Genomic DNA, 16,659 nt, shown 5'->3' with positions numbered 1-16,659 from the left:
CCGCATGATGGGACGAACGATCTTCATCGACCCGGGCCGCTGCATCGGCTGTCAGGCGTGTGTCTCCGCCTGCCGCGAATGCGACTCGCACCGCGGCAAGTCCATGATCCACCTCGACTACACCGACGAGGGCCAGTCCGTAGCCTCCCTTCCCACCGTCTGCATGCACTGCGAGGACCCCGTCGCCCCGTGCGCCGAGGTGTGCCCCGCCGACGCGATCCTGGTGACCGCCGACGGCGTCGTGCAGCAGGCCGACACCACCCGCTGCATCGGCTGCGCCAACTGCGTCAACGCCTGCCCCTTCGGCGTACCGAAGATCGACCTCCAGGCGAAGCTGCAAATGAAGTGCAACCTCTGCTACGACCGCACCGCCTACGGCCTCGCCCCCATGTGCGCCACCGTCTGCCCGACCGGAGCGCTCTTCTACGGCACCGCCGAGGAACTCCAGGCCGAACGCCCCGGCGTCCAGGTCGCCGACTCCTTCGTCTTCGGCGAGAGCGAGGTCCGCACCGGCGTCGCGATGGTCGTGCCCGCCGACCGGGTCCAGTGGCCGGTCCCCGGCGGCCTGCCCGTCGTGGAGATCAACGGGAAGGACGTCCGACGGTGACCGAGACCGACTACCCGCCCCCCGGCGACCCGGCCCAGCCCCCGCCCCGCGACCCCGGCAGCACCCCGCCCGGCGCCCCCGGACAGCCCGCCTCCGGCGACCCGCGCGAGGCCCTGCACGACCGGATCGCCGCCGACTCCCTCGCCACCCGGCGCGACTACCTGCGCATCGTCGCCACCGTGTCCGGCGGGCTCGCCATCGGCGGTCTCGGCGTCGCCGGCGGCATCCTGCCCCGCCACGGCGACCCCGACGACAGCAAGGCCCCCGCCCCCAAGAAGATCGCCGCCCAGCTCCTCCCCGGCGAGTCCATCGCCTTCGACTACCCCGACGAGGAGGACCGCGCGGTCGCCGTCCGGCTCAACGACGGCACGCTCGTCGGCTACTCGGCCATCTGCACCCACCTCGCCTGCGGGGTGCTCTGGCGCAAGGACCGGGGCACCGAGGGCGAGCTGTACTGCCCCTGTCACGAAGGCGTCTTCGACGCCCGCAGCGGCGAGGTCACCGCCGGCCCACCGCCCCGGGGACTGCCCAAGGTCGTGCTCACCGAGGAGACCGACGGCAGCGTCTGGGCCGTCGGCACCACCCGCTCCGGCGAGAGCATCGAGCACGGGCTGTGCCGCCAGTTCGGCGAGGAACGCCCCGACCTGGCCTCCCGCCTCGGCTGCCCCGGCGTCCGCGACGGCGCCGAGGCACCCGCCGCCCCCGGCGGAACCGCCCGCCCGGTGGCCCCCGGCCCGGTGGCCCCCGGCCCGTCCCGTACGCGCACCGGAGCCGGCGCGTCCGACACCCCCGGGAGCCCGTCATGACCGACGACGACCGCCGGCCCCCCGGCCCCCCGGGCCCGCAGCCCGCCCCCGACCCGCAGACCCCCGGCCCCCCGCTCCGCCCCGGCCCGCACTATCCCGAGTACCACCCCGGCAGCGCGCGGGCCGAGCTCAACCGGCCCGTCCACGAGCGCTACCCGCAGATCCGGCCCACCAGCGGCTACGGCGACCCCCGCGTCCGCCACACCGGGCCCGGGCCCGGCGCCGGCACCGACCAGGAGCCCGAGCGGTCCTCCAGGCTCACCGCCCGCCTGGTGCTGGCCATGTCCGTCGTCATCGGGCAGCTGTGGGGCCTGACGGTCATCGTGGACGAGTGGATGGAAGGCAACTCCGGCACCGCGTGGTGGGGCGCCGGCTTCCTCTGCCTGTCGTTCCTCGTGGTCCTCGGGCTCTGGCTGCTCGACCCCAAGGACCGCTGACCGGCCGGCCGGGGCGGGGCCGCCGTACCCTGGGGACATGAGTACCGCCCCCGCACCCGGACCGCGCGACGCGGAGCCCACCACGCCGGACCGCCCCAGGCCGGCGCTGATCTTCGACGATCCGCTGGACCAGCAGTCCGCGGACGATACGGACCAGGGGTGGGGCGAGCGGGCCCCGTCCGCCGGCAGCGCCGCGGACCTGGCACGCTTCCTCGACGAGAAGCCCCCGCACCACATCTGACGCCCGGGCCCGACCGGGGCGGTGACCCATCTCCGTACCACCCGGGCCGCGCGCCTCAGCACAGGACCACCGCGAAGCCGCCGGAGATCCCCGCCCCCGCCAGACCGGCCGCCGTCGCCCTGGGCACCGCCAGCACGATCAGCGCCCCCTCGCCCGACGGGCCCCCGCCGTCCGCCGCCGGCGGCACCCGCTCCACGCGCGCACCCCGCGCCACCACCCGGGCCTCCGCCGCCCCGGGACCCCCCGACGCGACCACGTCCACCCGGTCGCCCGGGCGCAGCAGCCGCACGGTCTCCGCGTCCGCGATCCGTACCGGCGCCGACACCAGGCGTACCGGAGGCGAAGCCCGGTCCCGGGACCCCGCCCGCGCCGTATCACCGCCCGGCCCGCCCGCACCGCCCCCGGCCAGTCCGGAGACGGCCAGCGCGGCCGCCGTCAGCGCCAGGCCCGCCGCCATCGACCGGCGCTGCCGCCACATCGCACGGCGCAGCCGCTGACCGGCACCCACCCGAACCCGCAGCGGCGGGAACGCGGGCACCCCGCACGGCGGGGGAGCGGGCAACGGTCCCGGTGGCCCGCCCGCGTACGCAGCGGGGGAAGGGAGCTGAGGGAAGGAGGGAGAACCGGACGAGCGCATCGCGAACACCGCCTGCGTCAGGGGCTGATGGGTCACGCCCGGCCACCGGAACCCCGAGGTCCCGGCCGCCGGACAACCCCCACGATGCACCCGCTCCCCGATCCCCGCCGGAGCCTGTGGACCGCCCACCACATGTGGAAAACTCCGTCACCCACAGGCGGGAACCCTCACGGGACCCTCATGGAAACCTTCACGGAAACCGCCCCTACGGCAGCACGAGTCCCGTCTCGATACCGTCCAGCGCATGCCCGCACGCGCAGCCCCGGTCCTCCGCCGCCGGCATCGCCGCCACCGCGTCGAAGAGGACCGAGCGCAGCCGGTCCACATTGGCGGCGAAGACCTTCAGCACCTCCTCGTGGGAGACGCCCTCGCCAGCCTCCGCGCCCGCGTCCAGGTCCGTGACCAGGGTCATCGTGGTGTAGCAGAGGCCCAGTTCGCGGGCGAGCACCGCCTCCGGGTGCCCGGTCATGCCGACGACGGACCAGCCCATCGCCGCGTGCCAGCGCGATTCGGCGCGGGTCGAGAAGCGCGGGCCCTCGACCACCACCAGCGTGCCGCCGTCCACCGCCTCCCAGTCCCGCCCCCGCGCGGCCGCCAGCGCCACCTTGCGGCCCTCGGGGCAGTACGGGTCGGCGAAGCCCAGGTGCACCACGTTCGGCTGGGCCCCGTCGGCGCGGGTCTCACCGTCGTAATAGGTCTGCACCCGGGTCTTCGTCCGGTCCACCAGCTGGTCCGGCACGATCAGGGTGCCCGGCCCGTACTCCGGGCGCAGGCCGCCCACCGCGCACGGGCCCAGCACCTGGCGTACACCGACCGAGCGCAGCGCCCACAGATTGGCGCGGTAGTTGATGCGGTGCGGGGGCACGTGGTGGCCCCGGCCGTGCCGGGGGAGGAAGGCGACCCGGCGGCCGCCGGTCTCACCGATGAAGACGGAGTCGCTGGGGTCTCCGTAAGGGGTTTCCACGCGGACCTCGGTGACGTCCTCCAGGAAGGAGTACAGCCCCGAGCCGCCGATCACACCGATCTCTGCGTTCGCCATGCCGTCACCCTAGGCCGTGTCCGTGAAGCCCCGTCCGGCGGGCGCGGGCGCGTGAAGACCCCGCCGGGCAGCCCGGCGGGGTCTTCGGGAAAGCTGTGGAGCCGGTCGCTCAGGCGGCCGACGAACCGCTCGTCGAGGAAGAGGACGAGGAAGACGACGACGCGGCGGACGGCGTGGACGCCGGGGCGGCCGAGGACTTCGTGTCCGACGACGCCGAAGAGGCGGAGGACGACGATCCGGAACCGGACGTCTTCGAGGCCGAGGAAGCCGGCGTGCTGCTCGAAGAGGAGCCGCGGCTGTCGTTCCGGTAGAAACCGGAACCCTTGAAGACGATGCCGACCGCCGAGAACACCTTCTTCAGGCGTCCGTCGCAGTTCGGGCACACCGTCAGGGCGTCATCGGTGAACTTCTGCACCGCTTCGAGGCCCTCGCCACACTCGGTGCACTGGTACTGGTAGGTCGGCACTTTGTTCCTCCTGGCACTCTGACTCGATGAGTGCTAACGACGCTCCATAGTGACGTATTCCGCTGGATCAGTCCACCGTGACCGGCCCGCGGTGACCGATACCACGCGCCACGGTCCGCCCCACACCGGCAGGCAGGAGCCTCGAACGCAGCGTCAGCAGCGTCGCCAGGGCCAGCGCCGTACCCACCAGCGGGACCAGGAAACCGGCGCTCGCGCCGTGCCCGTCCGCGAGCCGGCCGGCCACCGTCACCGCGGCCGCCTGGCCCAGCGCGACCGCGCCCGTCAGCCAGGTGAACGCCTCGGTCCGTGCCGAGCCCGGCACCAGCGCCTCGACCAGCGTGTAGCCGCTGATCAGGGCCGGCGCGATACAGAGCCCGACCAGCAGGCCGAGCCCGGCGAGCAGCGGCGCGGAGTGCACCGCCCACAGGCCCGACGTGGTCAGTGCCAGCGCCGTGTAGCCGACGAGCAGGCGGCGGCGGGGGCCGGACTTCCAGGCGACGGCCCCGCAGGCGATCCCGGCGAGCATGTTGCCGGCGGCGAAGATCCCGTACAGCACACCGTTGGCGCCCGGGTTGCCGATCTCCTCGGCGAACGCGGTCAGCGAGACCTGCATGCCGCCGAAGACCGAGCCGATGCCGAGGAAGGCGACCGCCAGCACGCGCACGCCGGGGATGGACAGGGCGGAGGCGTGCCGCTCGGCGCCGGGCAGGGCGCGGTCGCGGACCGGTGGCTGTGTGGCGCGCCGTGCGGCGAAGAGCAGGCCGCCGACCAGGGTCAGCGCGGCCTCCGCGATCAGGCCGGCCGCCGGGTGCACGCCCGTGCAGAGCGCGGTGGCGATGACCGGGCCGATGACGAAGGTGAACTCGTCCGTCACCGACTCGAACGCGGCGGCCGTCGCCAGCAGCGGGGACGCCTCGCGGCCCGGCGCCGCACCGAGCGTCGCCGCCCAGCGGGCCCGCACCATGGGGCCGATCTGCGGGACCGAAGCACCGGTCGGGACGGCCGCGGCGAACAGGGCCCACAGGGGAGCGTCCGCCAGGGCGAGCGCCACCAGGAGCGAGACGGAGGCGGCGTGCGTCAGGACGCCCGGCAGCAGCACGGCCCGCTGGCCGAAGCGGTCGGCGAGCTTGCCGGTCTGCGGGGCGAACAGGGCCATGGAGACCCCGGTGAAGGCCGCGACGGCGCCGGCACTCCCGTACGAGCCGGTGGTGTGCTGGACCAGCAGCACGATGCCGATGGTCAGCATCGCGAAGGGTTGCCGTGCGGCGAAGCCGGGAAGGAGGAAGGTCCACGCCCCGGGGGTGCGCAGCAGCTGCCCGTATCCGGGGCGTTCGGAGACCGTGGACGCCACGGTCCTTGCCTTTCTGCCGCCTGGTGGCCGTGCCCCCGGGGCGGCCGGCACTGGAGTGCGGGCCCGGGCGGGGCTGCCGAGAGCTGTCCTCTTCGCGCGGAACTGCGGTAGATGCCGGGCGTTCGCGGCCGGTGTGCGGGGCACAGCCGGTACGGAGGACGCCACGACCGCCATACGGTCGCGCCAGCTCTGCGTCAGGCAGAGTTGGTCGATCAATCGGTGGTTCTGGGTTTCCTTCATGCTACAGGCAGGAAGGGCGGAGGGCCTGCGATTGTGTGCGCCCCGCCCCTCGCCGCCTGTGAACACTGTGTGTGCTCAGTGATGTGCCTTCGCGTTGCGTTTCTTGCCCTCGTCGGCCCTGCCGCCGAGCTTCTTCACCGCTCTGAGCGCTCCGGCCACCTGGGGCACCGGGGACTCCATCGCGGCGGGCTGCCCGCCGGGTGTTCCGAGCCAGCCGGCCAGCTTGCCGCCCTCGGCGACGGCGCGCAGCCGTGCCTCGGCCGCGTCGCGCACCGGGTCGGTGGCCACGACGAGCAGTTCGTCGCCGCGCCTGAGCACCGTCGACGGGGCGGGTACGAAGCTCTTGTCGTCGCGCACCACGAGGGTGACCGCGGCGCCCGCGGGCATGCGGAGCTCGCCGACCTCGACGCCGTGCATCTTCGACTTCGCGGGGACGGCCACCGACAGCAGGTGTCCGCGCAGCCGTTCCAGGGGTGCCGATTCGATGCCCAGGTCGGACGCTTCGGACGGGTCGTCCTTGATGTTGAGGGCCTTGGCGAGCCAGGGGAGGGTCGGGCCCTGGATGAGGGTGTAGACGATGACCAGGACGAAGACGATGTTGAAGACCCGGGTGGAGCCGTCGATTCCGGACACCATGGGAATGGTCGCCAGAATGATGGGTACGGCGCCGCGCAGCCCGGCCCATGACATGAGGGCCTTCTCCTGCCAGGGCAATCGGAACGGCAGCAGTGAGATGAAGACTTCCAGCGGCCGGGCCACCACGGTCAGCACCAGGCCGACGACGACGGCGGGCCAGAAGTCGTCCAGCAGGTCGTGTGGGGTGACCAGCAGGCCGAGCAGGACGAACATGCCGATCTGGGCGAGCCAGCCGAGTCCGTCCGCGAAGCCCCGGGTCGCCGGCCAGTGCGGCAGCTTGGCGTTGCCGAGGATCATCGCGGCCAGGTAGACGGCCAGGAAGCCGCTGCCGTGGAGCATGGCGCCGGCCGCGTACGCGGAGACGGCGATGGCCATGACGGCGATCGGGTAGAGGCCGGATGCGGGGAGCGCCACATGGCGCAGCCCGTACGAGCCGAGCCAGCCCACGGCGATGCCGACGGCGGCGCCGATGGCCAGCTCCAGGGCTATCTCGCCGATCAGCACATACCAGCTGTCGACCTCGCCGATGGTCGAGAAGGCGACCACCAGGATCACCACGGGGGCGTCGTTGAAGCCGGACTCGGCCTCCAGGACTCCGGTGACGCGGGCGGGCAGCGGGACCTTGCGCAGCACGGAGAAGACCGCGGCGGCGTCCGTGGAGGAGACGACCGCGCCGATGATGAGCGCCTGCCGCCACTCCAGGCCGACCAGGTAGTGGGCGCCGGCCGCGGTTACGCCCACGCTGATGCCGACGCCGACGAGCGACAGCAGCACGGCCGCCGGGAGCGCCGGTCTGATCTCTTTCCACTTCGTGCCGAGTCCGCCCTCGGCGAGGATCACGACGAGCGCCGCGTAGCCGATGACCTGCGTCAGTTCCGCGTTGTCGAACTTGACGTCGAAGAAGCCGTCCTGTCCCAGGGCGATACCGATGCCGAGGTACAGGAGCAGGCTGGGGAGCCCGCTGCGGGACGAGATGCGTACCGCCGCGACGGCGACGAGCAGGACGAGTGAGCAGACGAGCAGGAGTTCGTTGAGCGTGTGGACAGTCAGTGGCCGGTCCTTTCCCTGCGTACGCCTGCCGGATCTCTTCCGGCGGCCGGTACTTCGTTACCTTACCTAATCTTTAACGCTTTCTTGATGCGTTCGAGTATTCGTACGATCGCTACGCAATTCGAGCCATCCTGATACCGCGTCCGAGTGGGTTACGCGCTGCGCCTATGGTTGCTCCAGCACTCCCAGGACCGCCCTGCCCTCGAAGGACAGCGATGCCCGCCACAACAACCGCCTCTTCCGGATCCACCGGTACCGCCGGTGGCGGGCCGCGCAAGAAGAAGGGCCGCCGCGCCCGCCTGCTCGTGATCGTCCTGGCGCTGGCGCTCATCGCGGGCATCGGTTACGGAACGTACTGGTCCGTGTCCACCGTGCGCGCCTCCTACCCGCAGACCAGCGGGACCATCCACATGGACGGCCTCTCCGGCAACGTCGACGTCAAGCGCGACGGCTACGGCATCCCGCAGATCTACGCGGACTCGGACGCCGACCTGTTCCGCGCCCAGGGCTTCGTACAGGCACAGGACCGCTTCTGGGAGATGGACGTACGCCGCCACCTGACCGCCGGCCGGCTCTCCGAGATGTTCGGTTCCGGCCAGGTCGAGACGGACTCCTTCCTGCGGACGCTGGGCTGGCGCAAGGTCGCGCAGGAGGAGTACGACACCGTCCTGTCCGACGAGACCAAGAAGAACCTCCAGGCGTACGCGGACGGCGTGAACGCCTACCTCAAGGGGCGCGACGGCAAGGACATCTCCGTCGAGTACGCCGCGCTCGGCTTCACCAACGACTACAAGCCGTCCCAGTGGACCCCGGTCGACTCGGTCGCCTGGCTGAAGGCCATGGCCTGGGACCTGCGCGGCAACATGCAGGACGAGATCGACCGCTCGCTGATGACGAGCCGGCTCGACGCCGACGAGATCAAGCAGCTCTACCCCGACTACCCGTACGACAAGCACGAGCCGATCGTCACCGAGGGCGCCATCTCCTCGGTCACCGGCGCGTTCGATCCGAAGGCGACCGACACCGGCGCGAGCGGCGCGAACACCGTGGCGGACGCGACCCAGGGCCTGAACACGCAGCTCGGCGCGCTCTCCGACACCCTGGACGAGATCCCCGCGCTGCTCGGCCCGAACGGCACCGGCATCGGCTCGAACTCCTGGGTGGTCTCCGGCAAGTACACGACGACCAACAAGCCGCTGCTCGCCAACGATCCGCACCTCGCGCCGATGCTGCCGTCCCTCTGGTACCAGATGGGCCTTCACTGCCGGCAGGTCTCCGAAACCTGCAAGTACGACACCGCCGGCTACACCTTCTCCGGCATGCCCGGTGTGATCATCGGCCACAACCAGGACATCGCCTGGGGCTTCACCAACCTCGGCGCCGACGTCACCGACCTCTTCCTGGAGAAGGTCACCGACGACGGCTACCTGTACGACGGCAGGACCAAGCCCTTCACCACCCGCGAGGAGACCATCAAGGTCGCGGGCGGCAAGGACCGGCACATCACCGTTCGCGAGACCAACAACGGCCCGCTGGTCTCCGACCGCAGCAGCGAGCTGGAGAAGGTCGGCCAGAAGGCCCCCGTCACCAACTCCGCGCCGGACCGCGCCGACGGTTACGCCGTCGCTCTGAAGTGGACCGCGCTGGAGCCCGGCCACTCCATGGACGCCGTGTTCGAGCTGAACCGCGCCAAGGACTTCACGAGCTTCCGCAAGGCGTCCGAGCACTTCGAGGTTCCCTCGCAGAACCTCATCTACGCCGACACCAAGGGCAACATCGGCTACCAGGCCCCCGGCAGGATCCCGCAGCGCAAGCAGGGCGACGGCACCACGCCCAGCCCCGGCTGGACCTCGGCGTACGGCTGGAAGAAGGATCCGATCCCGTTCGCCGAGCTGCCCTACGAGTACAACCCGGAGCGCGGCTACATCGTCACCGCCAACCAGGCCGTGATCGACGAGGACAAGTACCCCTACCTGCTCACCAAGGACTGGGGCTACGGCAGCCGCAGCCAGCGGATCAACGACCTCATCCAGTCGAAGATCAAGGGCGGCGGCAAGATCTCGACCGAAGACATGCAGAAGATGCAGATGGACAACACCAGCGAGATCGCCGCGCTGCTGGTGCCCGAACTGCTGAAGATCAACATCTCCGACAAGGACGTCCGCCAGGCGCAGAAGCTGCTGGAGGGCTGGGACTACACCCAGGAGGCCGACTCGGCCGCCGCCGCGTACTTCAACGGCGTCTGGCGCAACATCCTCAAGCTCGCCTTCGGCGACAAGCTGCCCAAGGAGATGCGCGTCGAGGGCGAGTGCCTGAACGTGCCCCCGGCGAAGAACTCGGGCCCGGCCGACGAGCAGGACCGGCTGGTACGCGAATGCGGTCAGCGTTCCCCGGACTCCGCGCAGCCGGACGGCGGTGACCGCTGGTACCAGGTCGTCGCCGGCCTCATGGACAAGCCGGACAGCAAGTGGTGGAAGTCGCCCAGGAACCGCAAGGACAACGCGACCGAGACCCGCGACCAGCTGTTCGCCCGCGCCATGGAGGACGCGCGCTGGGAGCTGACGGCCAAGCTGGGCAAGGACATCACCACCTGGAACTGGGGCCGGCTGCACCAGCTGACCCTGAAGAACCAGACCCTGGGCACCGAGGGTCCCGGCCTCCTCCAGCGGCTCCTCAACCGGGGCCCCTGGAACCTCGGCGGCGGCGAGGCCGCGGTGGACGCCACCGGCTGGAACGCGGCCGGCGGCTACGAGGTCGTCTGGGTGCCGTCGATGCGGATGGTCGTCAACGTGGGGGACTGGGACAAGTCCCGCTGGATCAACCTCACCGGCGCCTCCGGGCACGCGTTCAGCGCGCACTACACCGACCAGACCGACAAGTGGGTCAACGGTGAACTGCTGCCCTGGGCCTACGGCACGAACGCCGTGGCCGGGACGACGACGGACACGCTGACCCTGAAACCGTGAGCGGGTGAGCCGTGAGCGCGTGAGCGCCCCGCAGGGCCCCCGGTGCCTCAGCTCGCGCTGAAGCGCCGGGGGCCTTCGGGTGTGACCACCGCGTCCACGGGGAAGTCGTGTGGCTCCGCCGGGACGTGCGCGGCCACCTCGTTCGCGTACAGCAGGACGATCAGCGCGGGCGTGGCCCCGGCGGCCGTCAGGCGCGCCAGCACCCGGTCGTAGCTGCCGCCGCCGCGCCCCAGGCGCATACCGCGCGCGTCCACCGCGAGGCCGGGCAGCAGCACCGCGTCCGCCTCCAGCACGGCGTCCGGGCCCAGCCGCTCGCCGGTGGGTTCCAGCAGCCCGCGCCCCGCCTTCGCGAGCCCTTCCGTGCCCTCGTACGGTGCCCAGTCCAGGTCGTTGTCGGCGAGGAGCACCGGCAGCAGCACCCGTACGCCCCGTGCGCGCAGTGCGTCCAGCAGCGCGCGGGTTCCCGGTTCGCGTCCCACCGAAACGTACGCGGCGACGGTACGGGCCCCGCTCAGCTCCGGCAGTCCGAGCGCGTGACCGGCGAGAGCCGAGGCGGCCCGTTCCGCGTCCTGATCCGTCAGGAGGCGGCGCGCGGCCAGCAGTTCACGCCGCAGTACGTCCTTTGCGGACATGTCGGTGTTCAACGGGCACCCGCCGGCCTCTCGTACACGGCTATATAAGGACAAAGTTAACCGGAGCCTCATCTTCCGCCCATGTGGCCCCGTTAGGGTTCAGTGCATGACCCAGTCGAACCCCAGGATCAGCAAGGCCGTCATCCCGGCGGCGGGCCTCGGGACCCGCTTCCTGCCGGCCACCAAGGCCACCCCCAAGGAGATGCTGCCTGTTGTCGACAAGCCTGCCATCCAGTACGTCGTCGAGGAAGCGGTGGCCGCCGGACTGCACGACGTACTCATGGTCACCGGACGCAACAAGCGTCCCCTGGAAGACCACTTCGACCGCAACTACGAGCTGGAGGGCGCCCTGACCCGCAAGGGCGACGCCGACCGGCTGCGCAAGGTCCGCGAGTCCACCGACCTCGCCACCATGCACTACGTCCGCCAGGGCGACCCCAGGGGCCTGGGCCACGCCGTCCTGTGCGCCGCCCCGCACGTCGGCGACGAGCCGTTCGCGGTGCTTCTCGGCGACGACCTCATCGACCCGCGCGACCCGCTGCTGACCCGGATGACCGGGATCCAGGAGCGCGAGGGCGGCAGCGTCATCGCGCTCATGGAGGTTCCGCCCGCGATGATCCACCAGTACGGCTGCGCGGCCGTGGAGCCCACCGCCGAGGCGGACGTCGTACGCGTCACCGGCCTGGTCGAGAAGCCGGAACCCGCCGACGCGCCCAGCAATCTCGCGATCATCGGCCGCTACGTCCTGGACCCCGCCGTGTTCGGGATACTGCGCCGGACCAAGCCGGGCCGGGGCAACGAGATCCAGCTGACCGACGCCCTGCAACTGCTCGCCGAGGACGAGAAGGCCGGCGGCCCCGTGCACGGCGTCGTCTTCAAGGGCCGCCGCTACGACACCGGCGACCGCAGCGACTATCTGCGTGCCATTGTCAGACTCGCGTGCGAACGTGATGATCTGGGGCCGGAGTTCCGCAGTTGGCTCCGCCGGTACGTCACCGAGGAGATGTAGCACGTTGAGCAGCACGATCTGGTCGGTGGACGAGCACCTGGAAGACATCCTCGCCGCGGTGAAGCCGCTCGAACCCATCGAGCTGCAACTGCCCGAGGCCCAGGGCTGCGTCCTGGTCGAGGACGTCGTGGTGGAAGTCGCCCTGCCGCCCTTCGACAACAGCTCGATGGACGGTTACGCGGTCCGCGTCGCCGATGTCGAGGGCGCCACCGAGGAGTTCCCCGCCGTCCTCACCGTCATCGGCGACGTCGCCGCCGGCGACGACGGCCTCGGCCCCGGCCGGCGCGTCGGCGCGGGCGAGGCCGCCCGCATCATGACCGGCGCCCCGCTCCCGGAGGGCGCCGAGGCCGTCGTCCCCGTCGAATGGACCGACGGCGGTACGGGGGAGGGCCCCGCCACCGCGATGCGCGCCCACAGGGACGCCCCGGAGGGCGCCGGCGGCGAGGTCCGCGTCCACCGCCCCGCCGAGGCCCGCGCCCATGTCCGGGCGCGGGGCAGCGATGTGCGCCCCGGCGACCTCGCGCTCAAGGCGGGCACGGTGATCGGACCGCCCCAGATCGGCCTGCTCGCCGCGATCGGCCGCTCCACCGTCAAGGTGCGGCCGCGCCCTCGCGTCGTCGTCCTGTCCACCGGCAGCGAACTCGTGCAGCCCGGCGGCGAGCTGACCGGCGGGCAGATCTACGACTCCAACAGCTTCGCCCTCACCGCCGCCGCCCGGGACGCCGGGGCCATCGCCTACCGCGTCGGTGCCGTCGCCGACGACGCCGAGACCCTGCGCGCCACCATCGAGGACCAGCTCATCCGCGCCGACCTCCTCGTCACCACGGGCGGCGTCAGCGTCGGCGCGTACGACGTGGTGAAGGAGGCCCTGTCCTCCGTCGGTGACGAGGACGAGCCGGGCGGCGGCGTGGACTTCCGGAAGCTCGCCATGCAGCCGGGCAAACCGCAGGGCTTCGGCTCCATCGGCCCCGAACACACCCCGCTGCTCGCCCTCCCCGGGAACCCGGTCTCCAGCTACGTCTCCTTCGAGCTGTTCGTACGCCCCGCGATCCGCACCCTGATGGGTCTGCCCGCGGCCGACCGCCCGACGGTGAAGGCCGTGCTCGCCGCGGACAAGGCGCTGTCCTCGCCGGCCGGGAAGCGCCAGTTCCTGCGCGGGACGTACGACGCCGAGGCCGGCACCGTCACCCCCGTCGGCGGCTCCGGCTCGCATCTGATCGGCGCGCTCGCCCGGGCGGACGCCCTGATCGTGCTCCGCGAGGACGTCACCTCCGCCGAACCGGGCTCCGACACCGAGGTGGTCCTGCTCCGCTGACCGCGCCCCGGTGGCGGTACGGTATCTGGCGCTGTGCCGTCCGGGGGACACCCCCCGGCCCCCGGACCCGCGCCCCGGTGCGGCCCGGGGAATCCGGCGCCCTACCGCTAGGCGGAGTGAGTTGAGTACGCAGAACAGGCTGACGCACATCGACGAGGCGGGGGCCGCCCGGATGGTCGACGTCTCCGGGAAGGACGTCACCGCGCGCGTCGCCCGCGCCAGTGGCCGGGTCCTCGTGTCGCCGCGTGTGGTCGAACTGCTCCGGGGCGAGGGGGTCCCCAAGGGCGACGCCCTCGCCACCGCGCGGATCGCCGGGATCATGGGTGCCAAGCGCACCCCGGACCTGATCCCCCTCTGCCACCCGCTGGCCGTCTCCGGCGTCGGCGTCGAGCTGAGCGTGGCCGACGACGCCGTGGAGATCACCGCCACGGTGAAGACCGCCGACCGCACGGGCGTCGAGATGGAGGCCCTGACCGCGGTGTCGGTGGCCGCGCTCACCGTCGTGGACATGGTCAAGGCGGTCGACAAGGCCGCGGTCATCACGGACATCCGGGTCGAGGCGAAGTCGGGCGGCAAGTCCGGCGACTACGTACGCGCCCAGGCCCCCGGGACCGACGCGTGAGCGCCACCGGCGCCCCGGCCCCGTACCGCGCCCTCGTCGTGACCGCGTCGAACCGCGCGTCCGCCGGGGTCTACGCGGACAAGGGCGGGCCGCTGATCGCCGAGGCGCTGACGGAGCTCGGCTTCACCGTCGACGGCCCGGAGGTCGTGCCCGACGGCGACCCGGTCGAGCAGGCGCTGCGGACCGCGGTGGCAGCCGCGTACGACGTGGTCGTCACCACCGGCGGTACGGGCATCTCGCCCACCGACCGCACCCCCGAGGCCACCCGCCGCGTCCTCGACCACGAGGTGCCCGGCATCCCCGAGGCGATCCGGGCCGAGGGCCGCGACAAGGTCCCCACCGCGGCGCTCTCGCGCGGTCTGGCGGGCGTGGCCGGCCGCACCCTGATCGTCAACCTCCCGGGCTCGACCGGCGGAGTGCGCGACGGGCTCGCCGTCCTCGGACGGCTCCTGGTGCACGCGGTGGACCAGCTGCGCGGCGGCGACCACCCCCGACCCGGGAGCCCGAGCTGAACGTCGCGACCTGGCCGGTGACCCTGGCGGACGGCGATGTCGCCCTCCGGCCCATCAAGCTGCGCGACCAGCGCGACTGGCGCGAGGTCAACCGGCGCAACCGGGACTGGCTGCGCCCCTGGGAGGCGACGGTCCCGCCGCCCGCGCCCGGCGGACCGGTCGCCCAGCGGCCCACGTACCGCCAGATGATCCGCCATCTGCGCGCCGAGGCGAACGCGGGCCGGATGCTGCCGTTCGCCATCGAGTACCGGGGCCGGCTGGTCGGGCAGCTGACCGTCGCCGGGATCACCTGGGGCTCGATGTGCTCGGGGCACGTCGGCTACTGGGTGGACCGCGAGGTGGCCGGGCGCGGGGTGATGCCGACCGCCGTCGCGCTCGCCGTCGACCACTGCTTCCAGGTGGTGGGGCTCCATCGCATCGAGGTGTGCATTCGGCCCGAGAACGGGCCGAGCCGGCGGGTCGTGGAGAAACTCGGATTCCGCGAGGAGGGGGTGCGCCCGCGTTATCTGCACATCGACGGGGCGTGGCGCGACCATCTGATCTACGCGCTCACCGCGGACGAAGTGCCGGACGGGCTGCTGCGGAGATGGCACCGCTCACGGCCCGTTCCCCGTACGGATCAGCCGGAGCCTCCCACATAATAAAAAGTTTGTTCGAATTGCTCACGATCGGCTGATCCGCGCCCTCATGAAAAAGTCCGCGATATCGGCCGGATCGTGCGACACACCGCGCCAATTGGCGGATCCCTCCGCGCAAACCCCTCTACGGTGTGAGATGTGAGCAGCAGCGGCCTCATCTACGCAGTCATCGTCGGGGCCTGGGCCGCCTACTTGGTGCCGATGTGGCTCCGCAGGCAGGACGAGCTGAACGAAGAGCGTCCGACGGAGCGTTTCAGCACCGCCATCCGGCTGCTTTCCGGCCGGGCGGCGATGGAGCGCCGTTATGCCAAGGGGCTCCAGGAGTGCACCGAGGACGAGGCGGCACCCGACGCCGACCCGGACGCGGGCACGGACCGAATGGACTCCGTCGACGTCCGGGCCTTCGCCGCGCCCCCGGCACACACCGAGGCCCGGGTGCACGACCCGGCCGGTACGCCGGAGCGCGCCCCCCGCAAGCGGCGTGGCGCCGAGCCCGCCGCCCCCGACCCCGCTCCCGCCCGGCGTGCGCGCCCCGGCGGCATCGACGCGGAACGCGCCCGGCGCGCACAGCGCCTCCAGGTCCTCGCGCGCCGCCGGCGCACCACCGTGATCCTCTTCCTCGCCTTCACGCTCGGCGCGATCGTCGCGGCCGTGGGCGGGCTCCGCTTCCTGTGGGCGCCCGCGGTCCCGGCCGTGCTCCTCAGCGCGTACATCGCGCACCTGAGGTCGCACGAGCGGCGGCGGTTCGCCTTCACCATGGACCAGCGGCGCGCCGAGGTGGCGGCCCAGCGGCTCCGCGAGAACCGCCCCCGCCGCCACCAGCCCGCCACCACGGCGTCGGCCGAGGCCGACGAGGACTCCGAGCCGCGCCACCCGGCCCCCGAGCCGACGCCCACGGTCTCCCCGCAGGAGGCCGGGCGCCGCGCCCTGGTCGAGCAGACGGACCACGCGGAGTGGGTGGACCAGCAGCGCGAGCGCGGCCGGGTCCAGGGCGACAGCTGGGAGCCGGTCCCGGTGCCCCTGCCCACCTATGTCACCGCCCCGGTCGCCCCGCGCGCCACGGGCGGGGTCGAGGTCGGCAACCCGGAGACCTGGAGCGCGGCCCGCTCCAGCACCGCCGAGCCCGCGCACCCGGACCCCGCGACACCCCCGGTGGACCCGGCCCCGCGCCAGCGCTCCCCGCAGTCCCGCCGCTCCCGCGACCGGGGCCGCACCCCGCTCTTCGACCAGTACGAGGACGGCGACCGCCCCCGCGCGGCCAACGAGTGACCCCGCGTCGGACGGCCGTGAGCCACGCCACGGCTGACCAGCGCGGAACGGATTTCCGAGCACCCCTCGGAGGGTGCTAGAGTTTCACACGTCGCAAGGGCCTGTGGCGCAGTCTGGTAGCGCACCTCGTTCGCATCGAGGGGGTCTGGGGTTCAAATCCCCACAGGTCCACTGCACAAAGAAATC

At 72.4% G+C, this 16,659-nt stretch carries 17 protein-coding genes and 1 tRNA gene; 12 read left to right on the top strand and 6 right to left on the bottom strand.

Features of this window, described 5'->3' with window-relative positions:
• Positions 1–4 precede the first annotated feature (4 nt).
• The 4 genes from OG338_RS11445 to OG338_RS11430 are packed head-to-tail and all read left to right on the top strand — an operon-like array spanning position 5 to position 2,091.
• Entirely contained in the window at positions 5–607 is a 603-nt protein-coding gene (locus OG338_RS11445) for a 4Fe-4S dicluster domain-containing protein (RefSeq protein WP_018104243.1), read from the top strand.
• The gene (locus OG338_RS11440) at positions 604–1,413 is read left to right on the top strand and encodes a ubiquinol-cytochrome c reductase iron-sulfur subunit (protein ID WP_405937221.1); all 810 of its coding nucleotides are present in this window, start codon (positions 604–606) and stop codon (positions 1,411–1,413) included. The genes OG338_RS11445 and OG338_RS11440 overlap by 4 nt, the downstream gene beginning before the upstream one ends.
• Positions 1,410–1,850: a hypothetical protein gene (locus tag OG338_RS11435; RefSeq protein WP_405937220.1), complete on the top strand. Its 441-nt coding sequence runs from the start codon at positions 1,410–1,412 to the stop codon at positions 1,848–1,850. Before OG338_RS11440 ends, OG338_RS11435 begins: the two co-directional genes overlap by 4 nt.
• Positions 1,851–1,887: 37 nt before the next feature.
• A complete protein-coding gene (locus tag OG338_RS11430; protein WP_405937219.1) occupies positions 1,888–2,091 on the top strand; it encodes a hypothetical protein in 204 nt (67 codons plus the stop codon).
• Between the two features lie 55 nt (positions 2,092–2,146).
• Here the strand turns inward: OG338_RS11430 and OG338_RS11425 are convergent, their stop codons facing one another.
• The 5 genes from OG338_RS11425 to OG338_RS11405 form a co-directional block, all read right to left on the bottom strand.
• Positions 2,147–2,599: a hypothetical protein gene (locus OG338_RS11425; RefSeq protein ID WP_405937218.1), complete on the bottom strand. Its 453-nt coding sequence runs from the start codon at positions 2,597–2,599 to the stop codon at positions 2,147–2,149.
• Between the two features lie 334 nt (positions 2,600–2,933).
• Positions 2,934–3,767 carry an S-methyl-5'-thioadenosine phosphorylase gene (locus OG338_RS11420; protein ID WP_405937217.1) on the bottom strand — a complete coding sequence of 278 codons (834 nt, stop codon included), beginning with the start codon at positions 3,765–3,767 and terminating at the stop codon, positions 2,934–2,936.
• Positions 3,768–3,876: 109 nt separating this feature from the next.
• Positions 3,877–4,233 carry an FmdB family zinc ribbon protein gene (locus OG338_RS11415; protein WP_405937216.1) on the bottom strand — a complete coding sequence of 119 codons (357 nt, stop codon included), beginning with the start codon at positions 4,231–4,233 and terminating at the stop codon, positions 3,877–3,879.
• 67 nt (positions 4,234–4,300) lie between these two features.
• A complete protein-coding gene (locus OG338_RS11410; protein WP_405937215.1) occupies positions 4,301–5,584 on the bottom strand; it encodes an MFS transporter in 1,284 nt (427 codons plus the stop codon).
• A 315-nt stretch (positions 5,585–5,899) separates the two neighbouring features.
• Complete coding sequence (locus OG338_RS11405; RefSeq protein WP_405940389.1) at positions 5,900–7,483, bottom strand: potassium/proton antiporter; 1,584 nt, start codon at positions 7,481–7,483, stop codon at positions 5,900–5,902.
• A 242-nt stretch (positions 7,484–7,725) separates the two neighbouring features.
• Between OG338_RS11405 and OG338_RS11400 the strand changes: the two genes are divergently transcribed.
• Positions 7,726–10,476: a penicillin acylase family protein gene (locus tag OG338_RS11400; RefSeq protein WP_405937214.1), complete on the top strand. Its 2,751-nt coding sequence runs from the start codon at positions 7,726–7,728 to the stop codon at positions 10,474–10,476.
• A 47-nt stretch (positions 10,477–10,523) separates the two neighbouring features.
• Here the strand turns inward: OG338_RS11400 and OG338_RS11395 are convergent, their stop codons facing one another.
• Positions 10,524–11,108, bottom strand: coding sequence for a 5-formyltetrahydrofolate cyclo-ligase (locus tag OG338_RS11395; RefSeq protein WP_405937213.1), 585 nt, complete (start codon positions 11,106–11,108; stop codon positions 10,524–10,526).
• Between the two features lie 106 nt (positions 11,109–11,214).
• Between OG338_RS11395 and galU the strand changes: the two genes are divergently transcribed.
• The 7 genes from galU to OG338_RS11360 all read left to right on the top strand — a co-directional run bounded on the left by galU (position 11,215) and on the right by OG338_RS11360 (position 16,644).
• Entirely contained in the window at positions 11,215–12,117 is a 903-nt protein-coding gene (gene galU, locus OG338_RS11390) for a UTP--glucose-1-phosphate uridylyltransferase GalU (protein WP_405937212.1), read from the top strand.
• A 4-nt stretch (positions 12,118–12,121) separates the two neighbouring features.
• Positions 12,122–13,432, top strand: coding sequence for a gephyrin-like molybdotransferase Glp (glp, locus tag OG338_RS11385; RefSeq protein WP_405937211.1), 1,311 nt, complete (start codon positions 12,122–12,124; stop codon positions 13,430–13,432).
• Positions 13,433–13,553: 121 nt separating this feature from the next.
• Positions 13,554–14,054: a cyclic pyranopterin monophosphate synthase MoaC gene (gene moaC / locus OG338_RS11380; RefSeq protein WP_405937210.1), complete on the top strand. Its 501-nt coding sequence runs from the start codon at positions 13,554–13,556 to the stop codon at positions 14,052–14,054.
• A complete protein-coding gene (locus OG338_RS11375) occupies positions 14,051–14,566 on the top strand; it encodes a molybdenum cofactor biosynthesis protein B (RefSeq protein WP_405937209.1) in 516 nt (171 codons plus the stop codon). Before moaC ends, OG338_RS11375 begins: the two co-directional genes overlap by 4 nt.
• Before the next feature lie 17 nt (positions 14,567–14,583).
• The gene (locus tag OG338_RS11370) at positions 14,584–15,207 is read left to right on the top strand and encodes a GNAT family N-acetyltransferase (protein WP_405937208.1); all 624 of its coding nucleotides are present in this window, start codon (positions 14,584–14,586) and stop codon (positions 15,205–15,207) included.
• A gap of 135 nt (positions 15,208–15,342) precedes the next feature.
• Positions 15,343–16,473, top strand: a complete 1,131-nt coding sequence (gene glpR, locus OG338_RS11365) for a gephyrin-like molybdotransferase receptor GlpR (RefSeq protein WP_405937207.1) — start codon at positions 15,343–15,345, stop codon at positions 16,471–16,473.
• A gap of 97 nt (positions 16,474–16,570) precedes the next feature.
• Positions 16,571–16,644: transfer RNA gene (locus OG338_RS11360), tRNA-Ala, on the top strand.
• Positions 16,645–16,659: the final 15 nt, after the last annotated feature.

This window comes from Streptomyces sp. NBC_00726, assembly GCF_045161735.1.
Classification (GTDB): domain Bacteria; phylum Actinomycetota; class Actinomycetes; order Streptomycetales; family Streptomycetaceae; genus Streptomyces.
Note: the sequence above shows the minus strand (reverse complement) of the source record. Positions and strands in the feature narration are given on the sequence as shown.